General features: G+C 69.3%; 17 protein-coding genes. 10 read left to right on the top strand and 7 right to left on the bottom strand.

The genetic code is table 11. The annotated features are described in order from the left end of the window. The first annotated feature begins 71 nt into the window (after positions 1–71). Entirely contained in the window at positions 72–716 is a 645-nt protein-coding gene (locus tag LQF10_RS14155) for a YflT domain-containing protein (RefSeq protein ID WP_231064475.1), read from the top strand. A 9-nt stretch (positions 717–725) separates the two neighbouring features. Here the strand turns inward: LQF10_RS14155 and LQF10_RS14150 are convergent, their stop codons facing one another. Together LQF10_RS14150 and LQF10_RS14145 are read right to left on the bottom strand one after the other, a co-directional pair. Further along, on the bottom strand, positions 726–2,138 hold the full coding sequence (locus LQF10_RS14150) for a DUF2079 domain-containing protein (protein ID WP_231064474.1): 1,413 nt from the start codon (positions 2,136–2,138) through the stop codon (positions 726–728). A 14-nt stretch (positions 2,139–2,152) separates the two neighbouring features. Further along, positions 2,153–3,667, bottom strand: coding sequence for an aminopeptidase P family protein (locus LQF10_RS14145; protein WP_231064473.1), 1,515 nt, complete (start codon positions 3,665–3,667; stop codon positions 2,153–2,155). 65 nt (positions 3,668–3,732) lie between these two features. Between LQF10_RS14145 and LQF10_RS14140 the strand changes: the two genes are divergently transcribed. Together LQF10_RS14140 and LQF10_RS14135 are read left to right on the top strand one after the other, a co-directional pair. After that, positions 3,733–4,575 (top strand): PHP domain-containing protein, encoded by an 843-nt coding sequence (locus LQF10_RS14140; protein WP_231064472.1) that lies wholly within the window; start codon positions 3,733–3,735, stop codon positions 4,573–4,575. After that, on the top strand, positions 4,572–5,189 hold the full coding sequence (locus LQF10_RS14135; RefSeq protein ID WP_231064471.1) for a MarC family protein: 618 nt from the start codon (positions 4,572–4,574) through the stop codon (positions 5,187–5,189). The genes LQF10_RS14140 and LQF10_RS14135 overlap by 4 nt, the downstream gene beginning before the upstream one ends. Positions 5,190–5,201: 12 nt before the next feature. Here LQF10_RS14135 and LQF10_RS14130 read toward each other — a convergent pair whose 3' ends face one another. The 3 genes from LQF10_RS14130 to LQF10_RS14120 all read right to left on the bottom strand — a co-directional run bounded on the left by LQF10_RS14130 (position 5,202) and on the right by LQF10_RS14120 (position 8,322). After that, complete coding sequence (locus LQF10_RS14130; protein ID WP_231064470.1) at positions 5,202–5,735, bottom strand: DUF488 domain-containing protein; 534 nt, start codon at positions 5,733–5,735, stop codon at positions 5,202–5,204. 20 nt (positions 5,736–5,755) lie between these two features. Continuing rightward, complete coding sequence (locus LQF10_RS14125) at positions 5,756–7,366, bottom strand: DEAD/DEAH box helicase (protein ID WP_435531405.1); 1,611 nt, start codon at positions 7,364–7,366, stop codon at positions 5,756–5,758. 212 nt (positions 7,367–7,578) lie between these two features. Next, a complete protein-coding gene (locus tag LQF10_RS14120; protein WP_231064469.1) occupies positions 7,579–8,322 on the bottom strand; it encodes a DUF4386 domain-containing protein in 744 nt (247 codons plus the stop codon). A gap of 197 nt (positions 8,323–8,519) precedes the next feature. On the opposite strand from LQF10_RS14120, the gene LQF10_RS14115 reads away from it, so the two are divergent. Next, complete coding sequence (locus LQF10_RS14115; protein WP_231064468.1) at positions 8,520–9,239, top strand: TetR/AcrR family transcriptional regulator; 720 nt, start codon at positions 8,520–8,522, stop codon at positions 9,237–9,239. Between the two features lie 16 nt (positions 9,240–9,255). Here LQF10_RS14115 and LQF10_RS14110 read toward each other — a convergent pair whose 3' ends face one another. Further along, positions 9,256–9,498: a DUF3107 domain-containing protein gene (locus LQF10_RS14110; protein ID WP_231064467.1), complete on the bottom strand. Its 243-nt coding sequence runs from the start codon at positions 9,496–9,498 to the stop codon at positions 9,256–9,258. Between the two features lie 91 nt (positions 9,499–9,589). Between LQF10_RS14110 and LQF10_RS14105 the strand changes: the two genes are divergently transcribed. Genes LQF10_RS14105 through LQF10_RS14095 form a run of 3 tightly spaced genes read left to right on the top strand, consistent with a single transcriptional unit; the run spans position 9,590 to position 17,119 of the window. Next, on the top strand, positions 9,590–10,486 hold the full coding sequence (locus tag LQF10_RS14105; protein WP_231064466.1) for a DUF3152 domain-containing protein: 897 nt from the start codon (positions 9,590–9,592) through the stop codon (positions 10,484–10,486). 28 nt (positions 10,487–10,514) lie between these two features. Further along, complete coding sequence (locus LQF10_RS14100) at positions 10,515–13,757, top strand: ATP-dependent helicase (protein ID WP_231064465.1); 3,243 nt, start codon at positions 10,515–10,517, stop codon at positions 13,755–13,757. Between the two features lie 35 nt (positions 13,758–13,792). After that, on the top strand, positions 13,793–17,119 hold the full coding sequence (locus LQF10_RS14095) for an ATP-dependent helicase (RefSeq protein WP_231064464.1): 3,327 nt from the start codon (positions 13,793–13,795) through the stop codon (positions 17,117–17,119). 57 nt (positions 17,120–17,176) lie between these two features. Here the strand turns inward: LQF10_RS14095 and LQF10_RS14090 are convergent, their stop codons facing one another. Beyond that, the gene (locus LQF10_RS14090) at positions 17,177–18,448 is read right to left on the bottom strand and encodes a phosphotransferase (RefSeq protein WP_231064463.1); all 1,272 of its coding nucleotides are present in this window, start codon (positions 18,446–18,448) and stop codon (positions 17,177–17,179) included. 108 nt (positions 18,449–18,556) lie between these two features. Here LQF10_RS14090 and nudC point away from each other — a divergent pair, with 108 nt between their 5' ends. The 3 genes from nudC to LQF10_RS14075 all read left to right on the top strand — a co-directional run bounded on the left by nudC (position 18,557) and on the right by LQF10_RS14075 (position 20,943). Then, positions 18,557–19,486, top strand: a complete 930-nt coding sequence (gene nudC, locus LQF10_RS14085; RefSeq protein WP_231064462.1) for an NAD(+) diphosphatase — start codon at positions 18,557–18,559, stop codon at positions 19,484–19,486. A 99-nt stretch (positions 19,487–19,585) separates the two neighbouring features. Continuing rightward, entirely contained in the window at positions 19,586–20,095 is a 510-nt protein-coding gene (locus LQF10_RS14080; protein WP_231064461.1) for an ArsR/SmtB family transcription factor, read from the top strand. Beyond that, a complete protein-coding gene (locus LQF10_RS14075) occupies positions 20,092–20,943 on the top strand; it encodes a M23 family metallopeptidase (protein ID WP_231064460.1) in 852 nt (283 codons plus the stop codon). The genes LQF10_RS14080 and LQF10_RS14075 overlap by 4 nt, the downstream gene beginning before the upstream one ends. Positions 20,944–21,065 lie beyond the last annotated feature (122 nt).

Below are 21,065 nucleotides of genomic sequence, written 5' to 3'. Positions count from 1 at the left end.
GGTGCAGCCTATGTCAGCCGGTGAGTTCGCAACGGATGACATCGCGGGCGAACCTGGGAGAGGATGGACCCATGCCAGCTATGAGCCCGACTGACCCACGCGCCGGCAATCAGCCGCGCGGTGTGGAGATTGCCACCTATTCCAGTTACCTCGAGGCGCAGCGCGCGGTCGATTACCTGGCCGATCAGGAATTCACTGTCAACGCGGTCACCATCGTGGGCAAGGACCTGACGATGGTGGAGCGGATCACCGGCCGCCGCACCTATCCGAATGTGGCGCTGCGCGGGGCTGCCTCGGGTGCCTACTTCGGGTTCTTCATCGGCATTCTGCTGCTCCTGTTCGGCGGCGACCTGGCTCAGACACTGCTGCCCGCTCTGCTGATCGGTGCCGGTGCCGGCATGCTCTTCGCGGTGATCGCCTATGCGATGTCGGGCGGGAAGCGGGACTTCACGTCCACCTCCCAGGTGGTCGCCGGCTCCTTCGCCATCTTGTGCCTGGAAGAGAATGCGCACGAGGCGCGCCGGGTGCTTGGCGGGCTCGGCTCGGAGGGTCAGGGAGCAGGCGGCCCCAGCCAGGACGAGGCACAGCCCCAGACCCCCCGGCCGCCAGAGGATGCGCCGACCCAGCAGCCGACCCCGACCCACCAGCCGACCCCGACCCACCAGCCGCCGCCGCCAGTGCAGCAGCCGCCGAACCAGGGTCCGCCGCCGAGCTAGCCCCGTCGCTCACGACGCTCGCTCGGCCATCAGGAAGCCGTCCCGATCGAGCACCTCGGTGAATGATGCACCGGGGAACTTCGATTCTGCATAGGCAACCACGTCTTGCGGCGGCGCCTCCCCGTAGACCCCGGAGCTGGTGTTCACCACCACGAAATCCGGTACCGGGTTACTGTCGTTGCCCACCCAGTACACCTCGGCTCGTGGAGCCAGGTATCCCATCAGGGTGATGTCAGTGGCCACCACCGCACCATCAGGGACCGCGTCCAGGACCGCGAGCGCTCCCTGCTCATTCCACGCCGGCCGGTAGTACTCCGGCTCGGTGAGTTGCCACAGCGGGAAGCGGATCGTGACCGCCAGCGCGAGGACGAGTAGCCCGGTCCCGATCCATGCGGCATACCTGCGTAGTCGCAGCACCAAGACCGCATCGATGGCAGCGAGGAACACCACCGGCATCAGCACGGCCGAGTAGTGCCAGTCCGTGCTCCAGTGGAATGGCACATCGGAGGTGAGCCGCCACGCGAATGTGGGCAGCGTCAGCAAGGCGATCGGGCTGCGCACAGCGAGGAACGCCGTCGGCATGACCACCATCACCACGAGGCCGAGCTTCGCCCCGGCCCCGGTGAACAGCGCCCCGACGGCGGCCGCCGGGTTCTCGAGAAGGGTCGCCAGGATCGAGTCGTCGGCGTAATCCCACACGCCATCGGGGTTCAGTGCGGGCAACACCACCTTGGTGACCAGAACGAACGCGGCCAGGCCACCGGCCGCCGTCAGCAGGCCGAGGCGACGTGACCCGCGCAGTGCCACCACCACGCCCACCATGGCCACGGTGAGCCCCAGATCCTCTTTCACCCCCAGCAGGGGCAGGGCCCACAGCACCGCCGCCCGATGGTCCCGGCGTACCAGGGCCGCACCGGACGCCGTCAGGAAGGGCAGGGCGAGGGCGACCTCGTGGAACTGCGACGCGACGGCAGATTGCAGCCCCCAGCTCAGGCCGTAGGCCAGGCCCAAGGTGATCCCGCCTGCCCGGCCCAGGTGGCGCACGGCGCATCCGGTGAGCACCGCCGTGGAGATGCCGATCAGGACGTTCTGCAGCAGCAGCAACGTCAGGCCCGATGGTGCGAGCGCGTACACCGGCGCGAGCACGGCCAGCAGCGGGTGGAAATGGTCGCCGAGCAGCATGAAGCCCTCACCCTTGATCGGCACCACCGGAGCGCGGAGTTCGGCGTAGGCCCGCAGCAGTTGGGTGAAGATGCCCAGGTCCCACGAGGGCGAGACGAATCTCGCCCACTGCCGGATCGAGAACACGCTGTACAGCGCCGCGGAGAACGCCCCGACGGCCGCCGCGGGTAGCGCCCGCCGAGTGCCGCGCAGGCCCCCGCCAGGTGAGCGATCTCCGGCCGGTACGGCCGGCTCAGTCACGAACTACCGCCGACCTAGTCACGCAGTGAGGCCATCCACGCTTCCACGTCCTCGGGGCGGCGGGGCAGTGCGGCCGAGAGGTTCTCCACCCCGTCTGCGGTCACGAGCACGTTGTCCTCGATCCGCACACCGATTCCGCGGAACTCCTCCGGCACGGCCAGATCGTCTGCCTTGAAGTACAGACCCGGCTCGATGGTGAAGACCATGCCTGGCTCCAACTCGGCATCGAGGTACATCTCGCGCCGCGCTTGGGCGCAGTCGTGCACATCCAAGCCGAGATGGTGGCTGGTGCCGTGCGGCATCCACCGGCGGTGCTGCTGGCCGGCCGGGCTCAACGCCACATCCACTCCCACGGGCAGCAGCCCCCACTCGGCGAGCCGTTCGGCCAGCACGGTCACGGCGGCGGTGTGTACGTCCCGGAACTTCAGGCCGGGCTTGACGGCGGCGAAGGCGGCATCGGCGGCATCGAGTACCGCCGTGTAGATCCGGCGCTGCACGTCGGTGAAGGTGCCATCCACCGGCAGGGTGCGGGTCACATCGGCGGTGTAGAGCGAGTCCACCTCCACCCCAGCGTCCACCAGCACCAGCTCACCGGCGCGCACCTGACCGTTGTTGCGGATCCAATGCAACGTGGTGGCGTGCTCGCCTGCGGCAGCGATCGTGTCATACCCGGTGCCGTTGCCGTCCTCACGGGCACGGGCGCTGAATACTCCCTCGATCACGCGTTCCCCGCGCGGGTGCTCGGTGGCCCGGGGGAGGGCACGCACGATCTCGGCGAATCCCTCGATGGTGGCGTCCACGGCCTGGCGGAGCTGCTCGACCTCCCACTCGTCCTTGATCAGGCGGAGCTCGGAGAGGGCTTCAGCCAGCGCGGCATCCTCAGCAGTGGTGTTCTCGGCCTGCGCCTGCCCCGCCGTGCGGGCGGCGTCCACCTGGGCGGTCACGGCCTCATCTGCCTCGCGGACCACGCGCATCGCCACATGGCCGGCGTCCTTGGCGAGGGCGTCGGGAAGCTCGTCGATGTGTGCACAGCGGATGCCGGTACGGGTCTCGAGCTCGTCGAGGGTCGGTCGGGCGCCCACCCAGAACTCCCCGTAGCGCGCGTCGGCGTAGAACTCTTCGGTGTCCCGGCTCGCGAGCGGGCGGAAGTACAGCACAGCCTCATACCCACCGCCGGCCTCCGGGTGCAGCACCAGCACTGCGTCCGGTTCCTCGTCCGTGCCGAGCCCGGTCAGATGCGCGAAGGCAGAGTGCGGCCGGAACCGGTAGTCGGTGTCGTTCGAACGAACCTTCAAGGGGCCGGCCGGGACGACCAGGCGGTTGCCGGGGAACCGCTCCGCGATCTGATCCCGGCGCCACCGAGCGTGGTCGGCCACCCGTGCCCGGGCCACCTTCGGCTCATCGCGGGGCGCCCACGCGGAGGCGATGAATGTGCGGAAGGCGTCCGAGTTGGGCCGGTGAGAGCGGTTCGAGCCACGATCGGCCAGTGGCTGCTGCTCGGATACGGATTCGTCAGCGGAAGAGACCATGTGTCCCATGATCGCAAACTCCGGAGCGTCTCACTCACCGGACAGTGGCCGTTAGTCTTGGCGTCGTGCGCATCGACCTGCACACGCATTCTCGCGTGTCCGACGGAACCTCCTCACCCGCCGAGCTCATGCATGAGGCGGCGTCCGCCGGAGTGGACGTGGTGGCCCTCACCGACCATGACAGCACCGCCGGGTGGACCGAGGCGTCTGCCGCCGTCGGTGCCGCGCAGGTGGCACTCGTGCGTGGGGCCGAGATCTCCTGCACGGCCGGTGGCATCAGCGTGCACCTACTCAGCTATCTGCACGATCCTGAGGACGGCCCGCTGAGCGCGGTGCTGGATGCCTCGCGCGCTTCGCGGGACGGCCGCGCCCAGGCGATGGTGGCGCGTCTGGCCGAGGACCTCGATCTGACGTGGGCCGACGTGCAGGCGCAGGCCGGCGATGGCGCCACGATCGGGCGCCCGCATCTCGCCGACGCGCTGGTGGCCAAGGGGTACGTGGCGGACCGGGCCGAGGCGTTCGCTTCGCTGCTCTCCCCGGCGGGAAAGTACTACGTGCGGTACGGCGCCCCGGCAGCCGTGGACGCGGTGCGCCTCGTGCGCGCGGCCGGCGGTGTCCCGGTGTTTGCCCACCCGCGAGCCAGTGCGCGGGGCCGGATCGTGGAGGAGCCAGTGATCCGGGAGATGGCGAGCGCGGGCTTGGCCGGCCTGGAGGTCGACCATCGCGATCACACCGAGGCCGATCGCGAGCACCTGCGAGTACTGGCCGCCGAGTTGGGCCTGTTCGTCACCGGATCGAGCGACTATCACGGTTCGGGTAAACCGAACCGGCTCGGCGAGCACACGTCTTCGGCAGAGGTCCTGCAGGTGATCGAGGCCGAGGGGCATCTGGAGGTCGTCTACCCGTGAGCGCAGTGATCGACGGCACCCTGTTCGCCACCACGTTCCTCACCCTGTTCGTGATCATGGACCCGCCCGGGACGGTGCCCGTATTCCTGGCGCTGACCTCCACGATGACCGCGAAGCAACGCGCGAAGGCCGCTCTGCAGGCCGTGAGTGTGGCCTTCAGCGTGATCGTGGTTTTCATGCTGTTCGGGCAGCACCTGCTGAACTTCCTGAACATCTCGGTGCCGGCGCTGCAGGCCTCTGGTGGGTTGCTCCTGCTCCTGGTGGCCCTGGACCTACTGACCGGAAAGGCAGAGGAACCCTCGCCGTCGGGCAAGGTGAACGTCGCCCTGGTCCCGCTCGGCACGCCACTACTCGCAGGCCCGGGTGCCATCGTGGCCGCCATGCTCGCGGTGCAGAGTTCGAGCGGGAGCCTGCCCGAGTGGGTGGCCATCGTGGCCGCGATCGTGGGTGTGCACCTGTGCCTGTTCGTGGCGATGCGGTTCGCCGGCATCATTCACCGGGTGCTCGGTGAAGGCGGCACGATCCTGGTCACCCGGATCGCGGGTCTGCTGCTCGCGGCCATTGCCGTGCAGCTGATCGCCGATGCGGTGCGTGCGTTCATCCTGGCCGGTTGACCGCAACGACGGCTAGACCGCGTCCCACAACACGCGCCCGTCGGAGCCGACCCGAGCTCCGTCGCTGGGGCGATGCTCCGTCAGGCGGCCGTCGTGCATCAGGTGCTGGACCGGCAGCTCGTGCTCCAGAACCAGGACGTCGCTGATGAGCCGGCGGTGACACCGCCACCAGACGGCCTCGGAGCACATGATCGCCGTGCGATTCCCCTGCGCTGCCGCCACCAGATCGAGGAGTCCGGCTCGACACTCCTCGCTGCGGGTCCAACCGGCATACGCGCGGAAGGCGGCGACCTTCCACCAGGAGTCCGGTGACGCGGCATCGTCGGCGGCACTGAGTCGGCGGCGACCGCCCAATCGCGAGTCCCAACGGTAGGAGATCCCCAGCCCGGTTGTCAGAGCCTCAATGGCCCCACTCGCAGCGGCGGCGTTGCGGCGGCTCCCGGGGAAGCGCCGGACATCGATGAGGCATTCCACGCCCGCGTCCGCCAGCAACGATCCGAGTTGCTCGCCGTCGAGACGCCCGTGGCCACACGTGAGCACGGGCACCGGTGGTGAGATCGCGGGTCCTATTCGGTGGTGCCTCCGCCACGGGTACGCCGCCGCCGCCGACCGCCGGAACGCTCCGAGCTGTTCTCGTTGTGGCCGCTGCTGCCACGCCTTGCTCGACGACGGCCCTCGCCCCCGCCGTCGGAGTGACCATCTCGTCCGCCACGGCCGCCACGAGCAGCCCGGCCCTCACCGTCACGACGATCGCGACCGCCGCCGTGCCCGCTGCTGCCACGGCTCTTCCCGGCCGAGTTGCCGGTCTCACCGAGGTCCTCGACATTCTCAGCTCCCAGTCCGGCACGGGTCCGCGCCGACCGCGGCAGCCTGCCCTTGGTGCCCTCGGGGATACTCAGGTCGGAGTACAGGTGCGGGGACGAGGAGTAGGTCTCGGCGGGCTCGCCGATGTTCAACTCCAGGGTGCGGTCGATCAGGCTCCACTTGGGCATGTCGTCCCAGTCCACGAAGGTGATCGCAGTACCTGTATTGCCGGCTCGACCGGTGCGCCCGATCCGGTGCACGTAGGCCTTGTCGTCCTCCGGGCACTGATAGTTCACCACGTGGGTGACGTCATCGATGTCGATCCCGCGGGCGGCCACATCGGTGGCGACCAGAACGTCCACCTTGCCGTTGCGGAACGCACGCAGGGCCTGCTCGCGGGCGCCCTGGCCGAGGTCTCCGTGGATGGCGGCGGCGGCGAACCCGCGGTCGTTCAGCTCGTCCGAGACCTTGGCGCAGGTGCGCTTGGTCCGTGCGAACACGATCGTCAAGCCGCGGCCCTCGGCCTGCAGGATGCGGGCGAGCATTTCCACCTTGTCCATCGCATGCGCGCGATAGGCCAGTTGACGGGTGGTCTTCAGCGTTGCGCCCTCATCGCCAGGGTCATTGGCCCGGATGTGGGTGGGGCGGCTCATGTAGCGGCGCGCCATCGCGATCACCGGGCCGGGCATCGTGGCCGAGAAGAGCATCGTGTGCCGGGTGGCGGGGGTGGCGGCGAGGAGCGTCTCCACGTCCGGGAGAAAGCCGAGGTCGAGCATCTCGTCGGCCTCGTCCAGCACCACGGTGCGGACCTTGCCCAGATCCAGATGACGCTGCTTGAGCAGGTCGATCATGCGGCCAGGTGTGCCCACCACCACCTCGACGCCGTTGGTCAGGGCATCGATCTGCGGCTCGTACGCGCGGCCACCGTAGACCTGCAGCACGCGGACCTTGCGGCGACGGGACGCCGTCGCAAGATCCCCGGCCACCTGCACTGCCAACTCACGGGTGGGGACCACCACGAGCGCCTGCGGCTTGCCGGCGTCCGGCAGCGTGTCCCAGTCCTGCTCACCGGGAGCCACCACGCCTTCCAGGAGGGGGACGCCGAATCCGAGCGTCTTACCCGTACCGGTCTTGGCCTGGCCGATGATGTCGCGACCCTGCAGCGCCACCGGAAGGGTGAGTGCCTGGATCGGGAACGGGTGAGTGATGCCGACATCGCTGAGCGCGCCCGCGATGTCCTCGCGGACCCCGAAGTCCGCAAATGTCTTGGTGACCTCCGCGTGCGGGTCGGCGATATCGCCGGCCTCGACCGTGTCGGCCACGACGTCGTTGAGATCCACGACGGCGTCGTCTGTCAAAGTGTTGTCTGTCACGGATGTGAACCTGTTCGCTTCATGGTGGATCACGTCGCACGCCTGCGCCACGCGGTGCGGGGCAACGAGTCTCACCTGGTCGTGGTAGCCGATCGCAGAATGTCAGTGCCGAGCGTGCCGGCGAGTACCGCGTGATCTACCTGTTCGGGCGACCGGGCAACCGTGTACGACTCCCATCGTACTGCCTGTCTCCTCGATGACAGGTGTGGCCCCTAGGGTGCAGGCGTTTCAGTACGCCGCACGCCGACGACGATGAGGTAGCTCAGGGTCCAGAGCTCCCCTACGGTGGCTGGCACCGTGAGAATGGTCGTCAGCGTGTCCGCGCCGGGGAACAGGTACCCGATGAACGCGCTGACCAGGTACCCCACACCCCCGGCGAGGAGCGTCCAGCCCAGCGGAGCGGGTAGCCAGCCGGAGCGCAGGATGAGCCGGCCCATCGGAATCAGCCAGAGTCCGAAGAACGCCGTGCCAGCGCCCCAGAAGTGGTCGGCGATGGTGTAGCTGAGCTGGACCACTCCGGCGGCAGCCCCGGTATCGGTGGCGATGCTCCCGGCCGGATCGGCCGCCACCTCGGCGGCCGTGGCAAGGAGGGCGGCGCTGCCCATGATGGCGACGGCGTTCAACAGACCGAAGGTCGCCAAGGCGCCGGCGGCGAAGGAATCCACGCGGCGGAAGAGACGGTAGAACCACAATGCGGTGAGGGTCTGGGTGACCACCACCCCCATCTCCAGGGCGACCCCCAGTCGAGCGAGTGACGCCTGCTCGCCGAGGTTGGCCAGAGTGGCTGCCGGATCCGCTGGAACGAACAGCTGCGCGCGGATCAGCAGGAAGCCCACCATGCCGGTCACGCCGAGGCCGAGGTACCACAGTCCGGTGATCCGGGCCGTTCGGACTCGCTCGTCATGGGTGCGCGGGGCTGGGACGGTGGTGGTGCGGGAATCCGCAGTCGAGGTCACGAGTGCTCCAGGTGCTGATCGAACCGGCCGCCGACTCGGCCAGGCTTACGGCGTAAGGTAACCATACGGCGTAAGCTTGGTCAAGAATGGTCATCGTGGTCGGGTGGCACCCGGTGCGGCAGCATCATGCCGGCGGCAACCGCCGGCGAGAGGCGATCGCGAGGTGAGATCGGCGAGATGAGATCCGGGGAGGGTGAGTGGCAGCGAGGAGAGCGCGTCAGCCCCTGAGCCGTGATCGTGTCCTGGGCGCAGCGCTGACCGTCGCCGATGCGGAGGGGCTTGCGGCGGTGACGATGCGCCGGGTGGCGGCAGAGCTGGATGTCGAGGCGATGTCGCTCTACCACCACGTGCGCGGCAAAGAGGAACTGCTGGACGGGCTCGTGGAGTCCATCGTCGGCGAGATCGAGATCGAGATCGAGGCGGGGCGCTCGAGCCGCACGACCTCAGCAGACGCGGCTCGTGCGGACTCCGATCACTGGCGCGCGGCCCTCCGGCGGCGGTGCCTGACAGCGCGCACGGTCATGGTGCGCCATCCCTGGGCACCCGGGTTGATCGGCTCACGATCGACGATCCCGGCACCGCTCTACCCGTATTTCGAGGAGATCCTCGCCACGCTGATCGCTGGGGGCTTTACCTACCACCTCGCCCACCAGGGACTACACAGTCTGGGCAGTATGGCGCTGGGGTTCGCTCAGGAGCTCTTCAGTCCCGCTGACGCAGGAGGAAACCTCGACGAGGAGGCCGCCGAGGCTGAATTCGCAGCGATGGCCGAACGCCTCCCGCACCTGACGGCGATGGTGGCGGCCGAACTCCACGACCATGACGAGGACCCGCTCGGCTGGTGCGATTCGCAGGCCGAGTTCGAGTTCACCCTCGACCTCCTGCTGGATGGGCTGGCTCGCCGCCTTGCAGCCTGAGCCAGTCCAGCCTCGTTCAGAGCGTGCCGAAGCCCACCGGTCGCGGCGTCTGGGCACCGATCTCGACGAACCCGAGGGACGCCACCGGCACCACCACGCGGCGCCCCTTCTCATCGGTGAGGTCCAGGACTGAGCCGGCGTCGCCGTCGGCGGATTTGGCCAGTGCCTCAGTCACTGCGGCGACCACCGCGTCGGCTTCCTGGCCCACCTCCAGGGTGAGCTCGCGGTTGATGTGCTTGACGCCGATCGTGATCTCCACGTGTCTCTCCGGATGTCGCGGGTGGTCAAGGCCACCGGTGATTGGGGTGCTGGGCGCCATCGTACGTTGCTCGTGGTGGCACCATGGACTCATGAGCACGCGCGAATCCAGGAGACCGAGGGCGCGCTTTGCCGCGCCTGCGGGCCTGGTCGTCTTGCTCGCCGGGATGTTCAGCGCTCACAGCCCTGGCGCTATTCCCGACCCCGACCAGGTCACGCAGCCGCTGACGGTACGAGAGCCGGCGACAAGCCGTGGCCAGGGGCGCGATCCTGCTCCGGTCGAGGGACTTGACGCCGGCCCGATGCGCACGGACGCTCCGGACCCGGGCGATCGCGACGGCGATGCGCAGACCAGTGTCGACGAGCCCGACGAGCCCGACGAGCCTGAGCAGACCGAGGAGCCGGAGCTGACCGCGACCGAGCGTGCCGATCAGCGCGCCGGTGTACTGGATCGCGACGTGCAGGACTCGGCTTCGGGAGACCTGTATGTGGTGCAGGGCGAATCCGGAGCTCCTGACGGCGCTGACCACGTGATCAGCGTGAGCGTCGAGGTCGAGCGTGGACTTGCCGTGGACGAGGCGGCCTTCGCCGAGTTCGTGATGGACACACTCAACGATCCGCGCGGGTGGGGACACGACGGCTCGGTGGCATTCTCCCGCACCGACGGCGCCGCTGACTTCCGCGTGGTGCTCGCCTCCCCTGACCTCACCGATGAGCTGTGCGCTCCGCTACCCACGGTGGGGGAGTACTCCTGCGGCCGGGAGGGGCACGCCGTGCTGAATGCCGTGCGCTGGGCACAGAGCACCGAGGCCTTCCTCGACAAGGCCGGAATCGAGACCTACCGGCAGTATCTGGTCACTCACGAGGTGGGGCACCTGCTCGGCCACCCGCACGAGGACTGTCCCGCGCCCGGTGCGCAGGCGCCGGTGATGCAGCAGCAGACCATCACACTGGACGGATGTACCCCGAACGGGTGGGTTGCGCCGTAGGGGAATGTCAGCGGGTAATGATGGAATCGTGTCCGTGCCTTCCTCCAACGAACACCTCACCCGCCTGAGCGGCGTTGCCGAGGAAGCGCGCGTCGCGATCCTGGCGGGCGGGCACCATGTGGTGCACGGCGCAGCCGGGTCGGGGAAGACCACGACGGCGTTGGTCACCTTCACCGAATGGGTGAGTCAGGACCGCGGTGCGGCCGTGCTGCTGGTGCCCACTCGCCGTCGGGCGGCTGCGGTCCGCGACGAGGTGAGTGCGCGGCTCCAGCGCACCACCGGCTCCGTGCTGGTCCGTACGCCTGCGTCGCTCGCCTTCTCGATCCTGCGGCTGCGCGCCAGTCACCTGGGTGAGCCGGCTCCGACGCTGGTGACCGGGCCGGAGCAGGACCAGGCGCTCGCCGAACTCCTCGCCGGGCACGCCGAAGGCGAGGGCAGTCGGATCGATTGGCCGGAGTCGGTGAGTGCCCAGACGTTGGGTCTGCGTGCCTTTCGGAACGAGTTGCGCGACCTGTTGATGCGAGCAGCCGAGGCCGGATTGGATGGGGAGGGACTCACTGCCTGGGGTGAACGACACGGCCGCCCGCAGTGGTGTGCCGCCGGGCGCGTGTTGACCGAGTACACCCAGGTGATGGCGCTGGGTCAGACGACACCGGACCGGGGTGCGCGTTATGACGCGGCCACGATCGTCGACGAGGCTGTGCTTGCGCTGCGCACCTGGGAGGAGACCGTGCCGGACGTGCCCCGCCCGCGCTGGTCGCTGGTCATGCACGACGACTACCAGGACGCGACCCTCGCCACGGCACGCCTGCTCGACACTCTCGCGGGCGACGGCGCCCACGTGGTGGCGTTCGGCGATCCGGACGTGGCCGTGCAGCAGTTCCGCGGGGGCGTACCGGCGTTGTTGCACACCGCCACGTTGCCGACCGGCCCGGATGGCGCCTGGGGGGCGACCGAGCACGTGCTCGACCGTGTGTGGCGTCATCGGGAGCCGATTCGCGAGGCGGTGAGCGCGCTCGCCGCCTCGCTGCCCACCATGGCTGAAACGAGGAGACGGCGCGCACAGGCCGAGCCGGGCGAGGGGCGGGTGCGTGCCGTGCTGCTGTCCACCGACGCCCAGCAGGTGGCCTATATCGCCCGGCACCTGCGTGAACAGCATGTGCATGCCGGTGTGCCGTGGTCCCAGATGGCGGTGGTGGTGCGGTCCGGCTCACTCGTCGGTGCCGTACGCCGAGGGCTGCGCACGGCAGGTGTGCCGCTGGCGATGGCAGCTCCGGACCGGCCGCTCCGGGATGAACCGGCCGTGCGGCCGCTGCTGGTGTCCTTGCAGTGCGCCATCACCGGGGAGGTCGCCCCGCTGGATGCGACGGCACTGCTCACCTCACCCATCGGCGGGATGGACGCCGTGGGGGTGCGGGCTCTGCGGCGGGCGCTGCGGCAGGCGGAGCGCCGCAGAGGTGGTGAGCGGCACTCCGAGGACCTGCTCGGCGAATTGTTCGCCTCCGCTGTGCGCGATGAAGGCTCTGCTGCCGAGGCGGAGCATGACGGGGCCGCGGCGCCGGGCATCGAGGACGTGCCGGACCGGGTGGTGCGTAGCGTGCGGACCGTGCTGCGCGTGCTGGCGGCTGCGCGGGACGAACTCGCCACTGCGGACGCCACGGTGGAGACGGTGCTCTGGGAATTGTGGGAGGCGACAGGGCTCGCGCGCATCTGGCAGCGCCGGGCGCTTGCCGGCGGGGCGGGCGCGGACCGGGCAGACACCGACCTGGACGCTGTGATGGCGTTGTTCCGTGCCGCCGAACAGTTCGTGGACCGGAGCACCTTCGCGTCCCCGGCGAAGTTCCTCGAGCACCTCACCGCGCAGGACTTCCCAGCGGACACCCTCGCCGCGCATGGGGCCACCGGCGATGCCGTGGCCGTGCACACCCCGGCCGGGGCGGCCGGTGGAGAGTGGGACGTTGTGGTGGTGGCCGGAGTGCAAGACGATACGTGGCCTGACCTTCGCATCCGCGACTCCCTGCTGGGTGCGGCTGAACTCGCCGACATCGCGACGGCCAGGCACGTGGTCACCTCGACCGGCGGTGACGGAGCCGCCGACCAGGATGCGTTCCGGCGGGCCAGGCGCGACGTGTACGAGGGAGAGCTACGCACCTTCGTCTCCGCGTGCTCGCGGGCCCGGCGAGACCTGCTGGTCACGGCGGTGCTGGATACCGACGCGCGACCTTCGATCTTCGTGGAGACGCTGCTCCCGGACTCGGACGAACTACCCGCGGTCACGCCGGTGGCCGCGCCACTCGATCTGCGTGGGCTGGTCGGGCGGCTCCGGTCCGAAGTCCGTCCGCTGCTGACCGGGGAACCGGACGGCGGCCGGGCCGCGACGGCCACGCGGGCCCGATCGGCGACCGCGCTACTCGCCCACCTGGCTGCTCACGATGTGCACGGGGCGGCGCCGGCGCAGTGGCCGACGTTCCTGACTCCGAGCACCGAGAAGCCATTGTGGGGCGATGGGGAGGTGGTGACGGTCTCGCCGTCGGCTTTGGAGGACGTCACCACCTGCCCGCTACGCTGGGCGTTGACCCGGCATGGCGGCACGCCGGGAGACTCCACGGCGCAGAGTCTGGGCAACCTGGTCCACGAGATCGCCGCTGAGCATCCTCATGGCACCGAAGCCGAGCTACTGCGAGCCCTCGACCAGCGCTGGCATGAGTTGGACCTCTCCGACGGGTGGGTCGGCAGGCGGGAACGCGAGCGCGGTGAGGAGATCGTGCGCAAACTCGCCCAGTACAACGCCGAACGCTCCGGGCAGCAGGTGGAGGCGGAGATCCCTTTCGACGTGGACACTGGCGGGGTCCGGTTACGTGGCCGCGTTGACCGCGTGGAGCACACCAGCACCGGGGTGCGGATCGTCGATCTCAAGACCGGGAAGTCCGCAGTCTCGAAGGCAGATGCCGAGCGGAACGCACAGCTCGGCAGCTACCAGGTGGCCGTCCAGCACGGTGCGTTCGGCGAGGGCACCTCCGGCGGTGCCGCTCTCGTCTACCTGGGCGCGCCGACCAAGGGAGTGACCCAGCGCGAGCAGCGTCCACTCGCCGAGGACCCCGAACCGGAGTGGGCCGAGACGCTACTGCGCGAGGGCGCGACCGCGATGGCCGCTGCCGTGTTCGAGGCGCGACCGAACCCGCGCTGCCGGATCTGTCCGGTGCAGAACTCGTGCCCGGCGCAGCCGGCCGGAGGACGGGTGGGTCGCTCAGATCCGGGGGCACGATCGTGAGCCACGCCCCGACCGAGGTTCCAGGTGAAAACGACGTGGAGTGGACCGCAGCGCGGATCGCCGAGACGCTGGGTCAGCCAGCGCCCACGCCCGAGCAGGAGGCGGTGATCGAGTCCGGGTTGGAACCGATGCTCGTGGTGGCCGGTGCCGGTTCCGGCAAGACTGAGACGATGGCCGCCCGCGTGGTGTACCTGGTGGCCAACGGCATCGTGGCGCCTGGGGAGATCCTCGGCCTCACCTTCACCCGGAAGGCGGCGGCTGAGCTCTCCCAGCGGATCCGAGCACGACTGCGCAGGTTGCAACGGGCCGGGGTCACCATCGGTGACACAGTGGCCGACCGCCCCCGCATCGCCACCTACAACTCCTACGCCGCGGCGATCGTGGCCGATCACGCCCTGCGCATCGGCATCGATCCTGACGCCACCCTGATCGGCGACGCCGGGCGCTACCAGCTTGCCGAGACCGTGGTGAACACCTGGGCGGAAACGATCGAGACGCCGTCGGCAGTGACCACGGTGATCGACGCCGTCGCTGCCTTGGCGGCGGAGCTCTCTGAGCATGGCCGCACGCCCGCCGAGGCCGCCACCGTGATCAGGGATCTGATGCGCGATCTTGAGGAGAAGGAGGCCGAACCCGGGGCGAAGGCGAACGGTCCGCTGAAGGCAGCCCGGGATGTGCTGGTCTCCCTGCGTACCCGGATGCAGGTGATGGCGGTGGTGGCAGAGTTTGCTCGGCGCAAACGCGCCGACGGCGTGGTCGACTTCGGCGACCAGGTGCGCATCGCTGCGACCGTTGCGGAGCAGGTGCCTGACGTCGGCGCCGCCGAACGGTCCCGGTACCGGGTGGTCCTGTTGGATGAGTACCAGGACACGTCGATCGCTCAGGTGCAACTCCTGCGCGCCCTTTTCGACGGCGGCCACCCGGTGACCGCCGTGGGCGATCCGAACCAGGCGATCTACGGGTGGCGTGGCGCCGCCGCCGGCACGCTGCTGGCCTTCCCGGATGTGTTCCGGGCGCAGGACGAGCGGCCCGCCCGAACCGTGAATCTTTCCACCGCATGGCGCAACGACCTCGCCATCCTGCGTGCCGCGAACGCCGTGGCAGAACCGCTGCGCACCGAGGGTGTGGTTGCACTGCGGCCACGGCCCGGTGCAGCTGAGGGGGCTGTCCACGCCCGGTATCCCGAGACGGCGGCCGACGAGGCGGAGGTGGTGGCCTCGTTCTTACGCAGGCACTGGCACCCGGACACGGGATCGGCGGCCGTGCTGTGCCGGCGGCGGGCACAGTTCCCGACGATCGAGCGAGCGATCCGGGCTGCCGGGTTGCCGTGCCAAGTGGTGGGCCTGGCCGGGCTGCTCGCCACCGGTGAAGTCGCCGACGTGCGCTCGGCCCTCCAGGTGGCCCATGACCCTGCTCGCGGCGATGCGCTGATGCGTCTGCTCACGGGCCCCAGCGTGAACCTGGGGGCGAGCGACCTGCGGGTGCTCTCCGAGTGGGCGCGCAGCCAGGCGCGGTCGTGGCGCACGGCGGCTGCCCCGGATCTGCGGGCTGCGTCCGGGTCGCCCGCGCCCGCAGATGTGCTCTTCTCCCTCGACCAGGCCGCCGACGACTCGGCGGAGCGGGACGAGCGCGCCGAGGTACTCGAACCTGTGGAGCAGGCGAGCATCGTCGAGGCCATCGACCGGCTGCCACCGCCGACGTGGCACACACCCGAGGGGCGCACGCTCAGCACGCCGGCGCGCGACCGGCTGAACCGACTTGCCGATCAGATCCGGCTCGTGCGGTCCCTCACACACCTCGGGATTCCCGAACTCGTCACCGCAACAGAACAGGCACTGGACCTGGATATCGAGGTACTGGCGGCCGTGCCCGGATCGGCCGGACACGCACGCCGCCACCTCGACGCGTTCACCGCTGCCGCGACCGACTTCTCCCGGGACGCGGACGCCCCGACCCTGGGCGCGTTCCTGACCTATCTCGACGTGGCCGAAGACGAAGAACGCGGACTCGAGGTGGTCGAGGCCGAACCGGACCCGCAGGCCATCCAGGTGATGACCGTGCACGCGGCGAAAGGGCTCGAGTGGGACGCCGTCGTGGTGGTCGGCATGAACGTCGGCGACTTCCCGGCGTTCACACCACCGCCACGCCCGGGCAAGCCGTACACGGGTAGCGGCTGGCTCAGCGGGATTGCCACCCTGCCCTACCCGTTGCGGGGGGACCGTGCCTCACTGCCCGAGCTCGACCTCGCGGCTGCGGCCACCCACAAAGACGTCGACCAGGCGCTCGCGGAGTTCCGGCTCGCCGAGGGGCAGCGCCTCGTGCTGGAGGAACGACGCCTCGCCTACGTGGCGCTCACCCGGGCGCGGCACCAGTTGCTGTTGACCGGCTCATTCTGGGGCGAGCGTCAGTCAGTGAATCGCCCCTCGCCGTTCCTCGAGGACGTCGTCGCCGGCGGCCTCGCGCAGACCGGCGGGACCTGGCCGCAGCAGAGTGTGCACGAGACCAACCCGGCGGCCGAAGAGGTGCGGACCGCCACATGGCCGGTGTTGACCCCCGAGGTCGGATCGTCCTGGTGGCAGGTGTGGGCAGAGTCGGAGGCAGCGGCTACTGAGGGCGCGTCCGATCCTGAGGCGGTGCCGCATTCGGCTGGGTCGAGCGGCCTATCCGAGGATGTGCAGTCCTGGTGGCGTGATGCTGCGCTACTCCTCGCTGAGCGGGACACCGCCCGCGACACTGCTGTGCCGCCGCCGGCGCACCTGTCCGCCTCGGCAGTGGTGGCGCTCGCTCAGGACCCGGCTGGTTTCCAGCGCAACCGACGGCGTCCCGTGCCCGTCCGCCCGAGTGTGCATGCCCGCCGGGGCACCCGGTTCCACGCGTGGGTGGAGCAGCACTTCGGCTCTCGTGCACTGATCGACTGGGATTCGCTGCCCGGCTCCGGTGACGAGCTGAGCGGCACAGATCCCGAGCTTGAGGAACTACGTCGCAGGTTCCTCGCAAGCGAATGGGCCGGACGCTCGCCCGTGGACGTGGAGGCGGACATCGAGACTCCCGTGCGTGGGGTGATGATCCGATGCCGTATCGATGCCGTCTTCGCCGACGACCAGGGCATTCACATTGTCGACTGGAAGACGGGCTCGCCCCCGCGGGATCCGGCTGCCGTTCGCGCCAGGCAGATGCAGCTCGCGCTCTACCGGATCGCCTGGTCGAGGCTGCACGGTACACCGATGACGCAGGTGCGAGCCTCGTTCTTCTATGTTTCCGACGGCGCCACCATCAGCGGGGACGAGATCACCGAGGCGGAGATCGAGGAGGTGCTCGAGGCTGCAGCAGGCGCCGGCGTGCCAGTGGACGCCTCGACCTGAGCGAGCGTGTTCTGCCGTGATTGGGCGTCGTCGTCACACGACCGGCACGGCCCGTTCTCAGGTGACTGGCGGAAGTTGCGCCGTCGGGGTCTCATCGTCTCCCCGGCGAGGTGAGGTGCCTGCTGCGGGCTCCCGGAGGATGAGCAGCTCCGGGTGGTCGGCTGTTTCGTCGTCGTCGCCGGTCAATGCGCCCGCCCGGTGGTATCGGCCGGACGCGACGTCGTCTGCGTGCGTCACCCGCGGGTCCTCGACCTCGTGGATGGACGAAGCGCCCTCATCGATGGCCGGGGTGTCCTCCCGCTCCGGCGACTCCTCATCCACCGCTGAGATCTCTTCGTCCACCTGGTCCTCAGCGGTGTCGTCCACCCAGTCGGTGACCACAGGCTCGACGCGGCCGATCGGGCCCTCTCCCGCCACATCGTTCTCCAACTGGCTGAGCATCTCGATCGCCTCGTCGACGACCTGACCATCTCTGATCCGCACGCCGTGCATGAGCCAACGAACCACAGCGAGCTCACCGGCCAGCAGTGCACGATCGGCCAGGTGTTCGTCGGCGCTTTCCGTGCGAGCCAAGGCGTACGCCTCCAGGATCGAGTCCAGAGCGGCCTCGGGCGCCGTCGAGAGCAACCAGGCGAGGTCGTCGGCAGGATCGGCCACCCGGGCGTCGGACCAGTCCAGGATCGCCGTGACCTCCCCGTCGGCCACCAACACGTGCTCGGCGGCCAGATCGCCGTGCACCGGGGTGGCCCGGAACCGCCAGAGTGCCACATCCTCCAGAGCGTGCTCCCAGCGCCGCAGGAGCGCCGCGGGGACGTACCCGGTGGCGGCCGCCTCATCCACCTCGGAAAGCCGGCGACGGCGGTACGAATCGGCGTCGTAGGCGGGCAGTCCGGCATCGGTCAGTACGGCGGGGTCAATCTCGTGTAGTGAAGCGATCGAGCGTCCGACCTGTGCGGCCAGACCAGGGCCGTGCGCCAGTTGATCCACATCGAGCGGCTGGCCGAGCAGTTCCGGGTAGACCATGGCGCGGCCCCCCTCAGGCAGCGGCGCGAATCCGGCCGGGCGGGGCACGTCGAAACGCAACTGGCCCGCATCGACGGCGGCGCCGAGCACAGTGAGCAGGGCCACCTCAGCTTCCAGTGAGGCGCCCGCAGCAGCCCGGCGCGGAGCGCGTACGATCCACCGGCGCCGGGCCGCATCGAGCACACCGACGACGTCGAAATCCGCACCCGGGTTGCGTGGTGGACGGGTCGCGATCACATCCAGGCCGGGAATCGCCACGGTCGCGAGTGCGGCGAGGGCGAGCGGAGAGCGGGTGGTCTCAGGCACATGCCCACGGTATGGCAGTGCGGCGCTGCGCGGGGTGCATGGCTGCGGCGCGTCCATCGATCTGCGCAGGAGCGCAGCGGGGCGGGCGGGCTGTGTCAGGCTGATGAGGTGGACTCCGATCTTCTGCCCTTCTCGCGACCTGGTGTGGATCGGGACGCCCGGCGCCGCACCGATCCTGGACTCATCGAGGAATTGCGCGCCGATCCGCACACTCGGGTGGTGCAGGTGCGCGATGGCCGCGTGGCAGCTCATCCGGGCAGCCCCGACGACGGTCCGCACCTGCGTTTCGGTGGCCCGGAACGTGCTGAGGCGCTCTGGATCTACCTGGGCCGGGACGAGGGCGCTCCCTACCTTGCTGCGATTGCCTCAGGTCAGGATGCGGCGTGGGATGCCCGTGGCACGGACGATCCGCAGGGCGCCACGGAGCCGCAATTCATCACGTTGCGCGATATCGGCTGGCAGCTGCCTGGCTCACAAGCAGGGCTCGCAGCAACGGCCCTGGCGCTGGCGAACTGGCACGCCACGCACGGTTTCTGCCCGCGCTGCGGCTCGGCCACTGAGGTGGCGGAATCGGGCTGGGTCCGACGATGCCTGAACGACGGTTCGCAGCATTTCCCGCGTACAGATCCGGCGGTGATCATGGCCATCACGGATCAGGAGGACCGGTTGCTGCTTGGTCACGCAGTGCATTGGCCGACGGGGCAGTACTCGGTGCCCGCGGGCTTCGTGGAACCGGGGGAGTCGCTCGAGAGCGCCGTACGGCGTGAGGTACTGGAGGAGACGTCCGTGACGGTGGACGAGGTCACCTACGCGGCGAGCCAACCATGGCCCTTTCCTGCGTCCTTGATGCTGGGATTTCGTGGCCGCACCCGCGATCATGAGGCCACTCCCGACGGCGTGGAGGTCTCCGCTGCACGGTTCGTCACCAGGGCGCAGATCGCCGAGGAGTGGCGCACTGGCCAGACCCGGCTGCCGCGACCCACCTCCATCGCGTGTTCCCTGATCGAGGAGTGGTACGGGCAGCCATTGCCTCGCTGACCGACGGCGAGACGACGTCACCTGGTTGACGCGAGGCGGGCTGATACACGACTGCCATCGATATTTCGTAATTACGAAATATCGTACTAGCATGTCGCCATGAATGATCGGGACCGACTCGCTGCGCTGGAGGGGAGAGTGAGCGAACTCGAGGCTCAGTTGCAGGCGATGACCGAACCTGTTCCGGACGTGAGTGTTCCCGACTCTGAGATCTTCTGGGCGCTGGAGGGGTTGCGCGCCCGGGTCGATGAGCCGGGCGCGGTGCTGCTGGCCGGACGTGTGCGTCTGCCCGATGGTCGCGATGCGCAATGGCAGGAGGCCTCGGTCACTGACGAACTGCTCGGTGGCGAGTGGGCCGAGAGTGCGGACATGCTCAGCGCACTCGGCCACCCGGTCCGACTGCGCCTGCTACAGCGGGTCCTCGCCGGCGCCACCACCGTGCCTCAACTCACCGAGACCGATGGTGTGGGCACGAGTGGGCAGGTGTATCACCATCTCCGCCAGCTCACCTCGGCTGGTTGGCTTCGTTCGCTCGGCAGTGGTCGCTACGAAGTGCCGGTGGCCCGGGTGGTTCCGCTCCTCGCGGTGATCATGGGAGCTCGGCGATGAGGCGTGCGATCGCCAGGTGGCAGACCTGGTGGGCGCGACTGTTCGTCCTCATGATCCTGACCTGCGTGGTGCTTGACGTGCCACGTCCGTGGGACCTGGTGCTGATCATCGCGCCGTTCCTGCTCTTCCTGGTGCGACCACCGGCCTGCGATCGCGGGCCGGTGCGTCTGGCCCCGCCGGTGCGCGGACGATGGGTCGCGCTGAACAGCCCGGGGTCGGCCGTCCCGAGCCACGGCGTCAAGGCCTACGGGCAGATGTACGCAGTCGACCTCCTGCACCCCTCACCTGCGGCGTCGGTATCGATCGGCTGGGGGCTGCGGGCCCGCAGACCGGAGTCCTATTCGTGCTTTGGCGAGCCCGTCTTCGCCATGGCGCCTGGCACCGTCGTGCAGGTGCGGGACGCCCAGCGTGACCATGGCGCGCGCAACACCTGGCCGTTACTGGTCTTCATGATGACGGTGGAGGGGTTCTGGCGGGAGTTGACGGGCGTCCCCCGGATCTTGGGGAATCACGTGATCGTGCGACACGAGGACGGAACCTACGGAACCTACGCGCACCTGCGGCGTGGATCGGCCACCGTGCAGATCGGCCGGAGCGTGCACGCAGGGCAGGAACTCGCACAGGTGGGCAACACCGGGAACACGTCCGAGCCGCACCTTCACGTCCAGCTGATGGACCGCGCCCATCCGGCAGCCGCGGCGGGCATTCCGATGGAATGGCCGGATCTGGAACTCCACCCCGATGACACCGACCCGCGCTGGGCCACCGGCGAACCCAAGCGCACCGCCCAACCCGGATTCCCACCGAACGGACAGGTCCTCGAGGTCCGCACTGCGCTCGACGCCTAGGCCGCCATGGCGCCGAGCCGTTCAGGTGAGGAGCTGCTCACGTGAAAACTCAGGCGAGGAACTGCGCACGCAAGACTCAGGCGAGGAACTGCGCACGCAAGACTCAGGCGAGGAACTGCGCA

Source organism: Ruania halotolerans (genome assembly GCF_021049285.1).
GTDB lineage: Bacteria > Actinomycetota > Actinomycetes > Actinomycetales > Beutenbergiaceae > Ruania > Ruania halotolerans.
The sequence above is the reverse complement of the archived record's forward strand: the minus strand, read 5'-3'. Positions and strand labels throughout refer to the sequence as shown.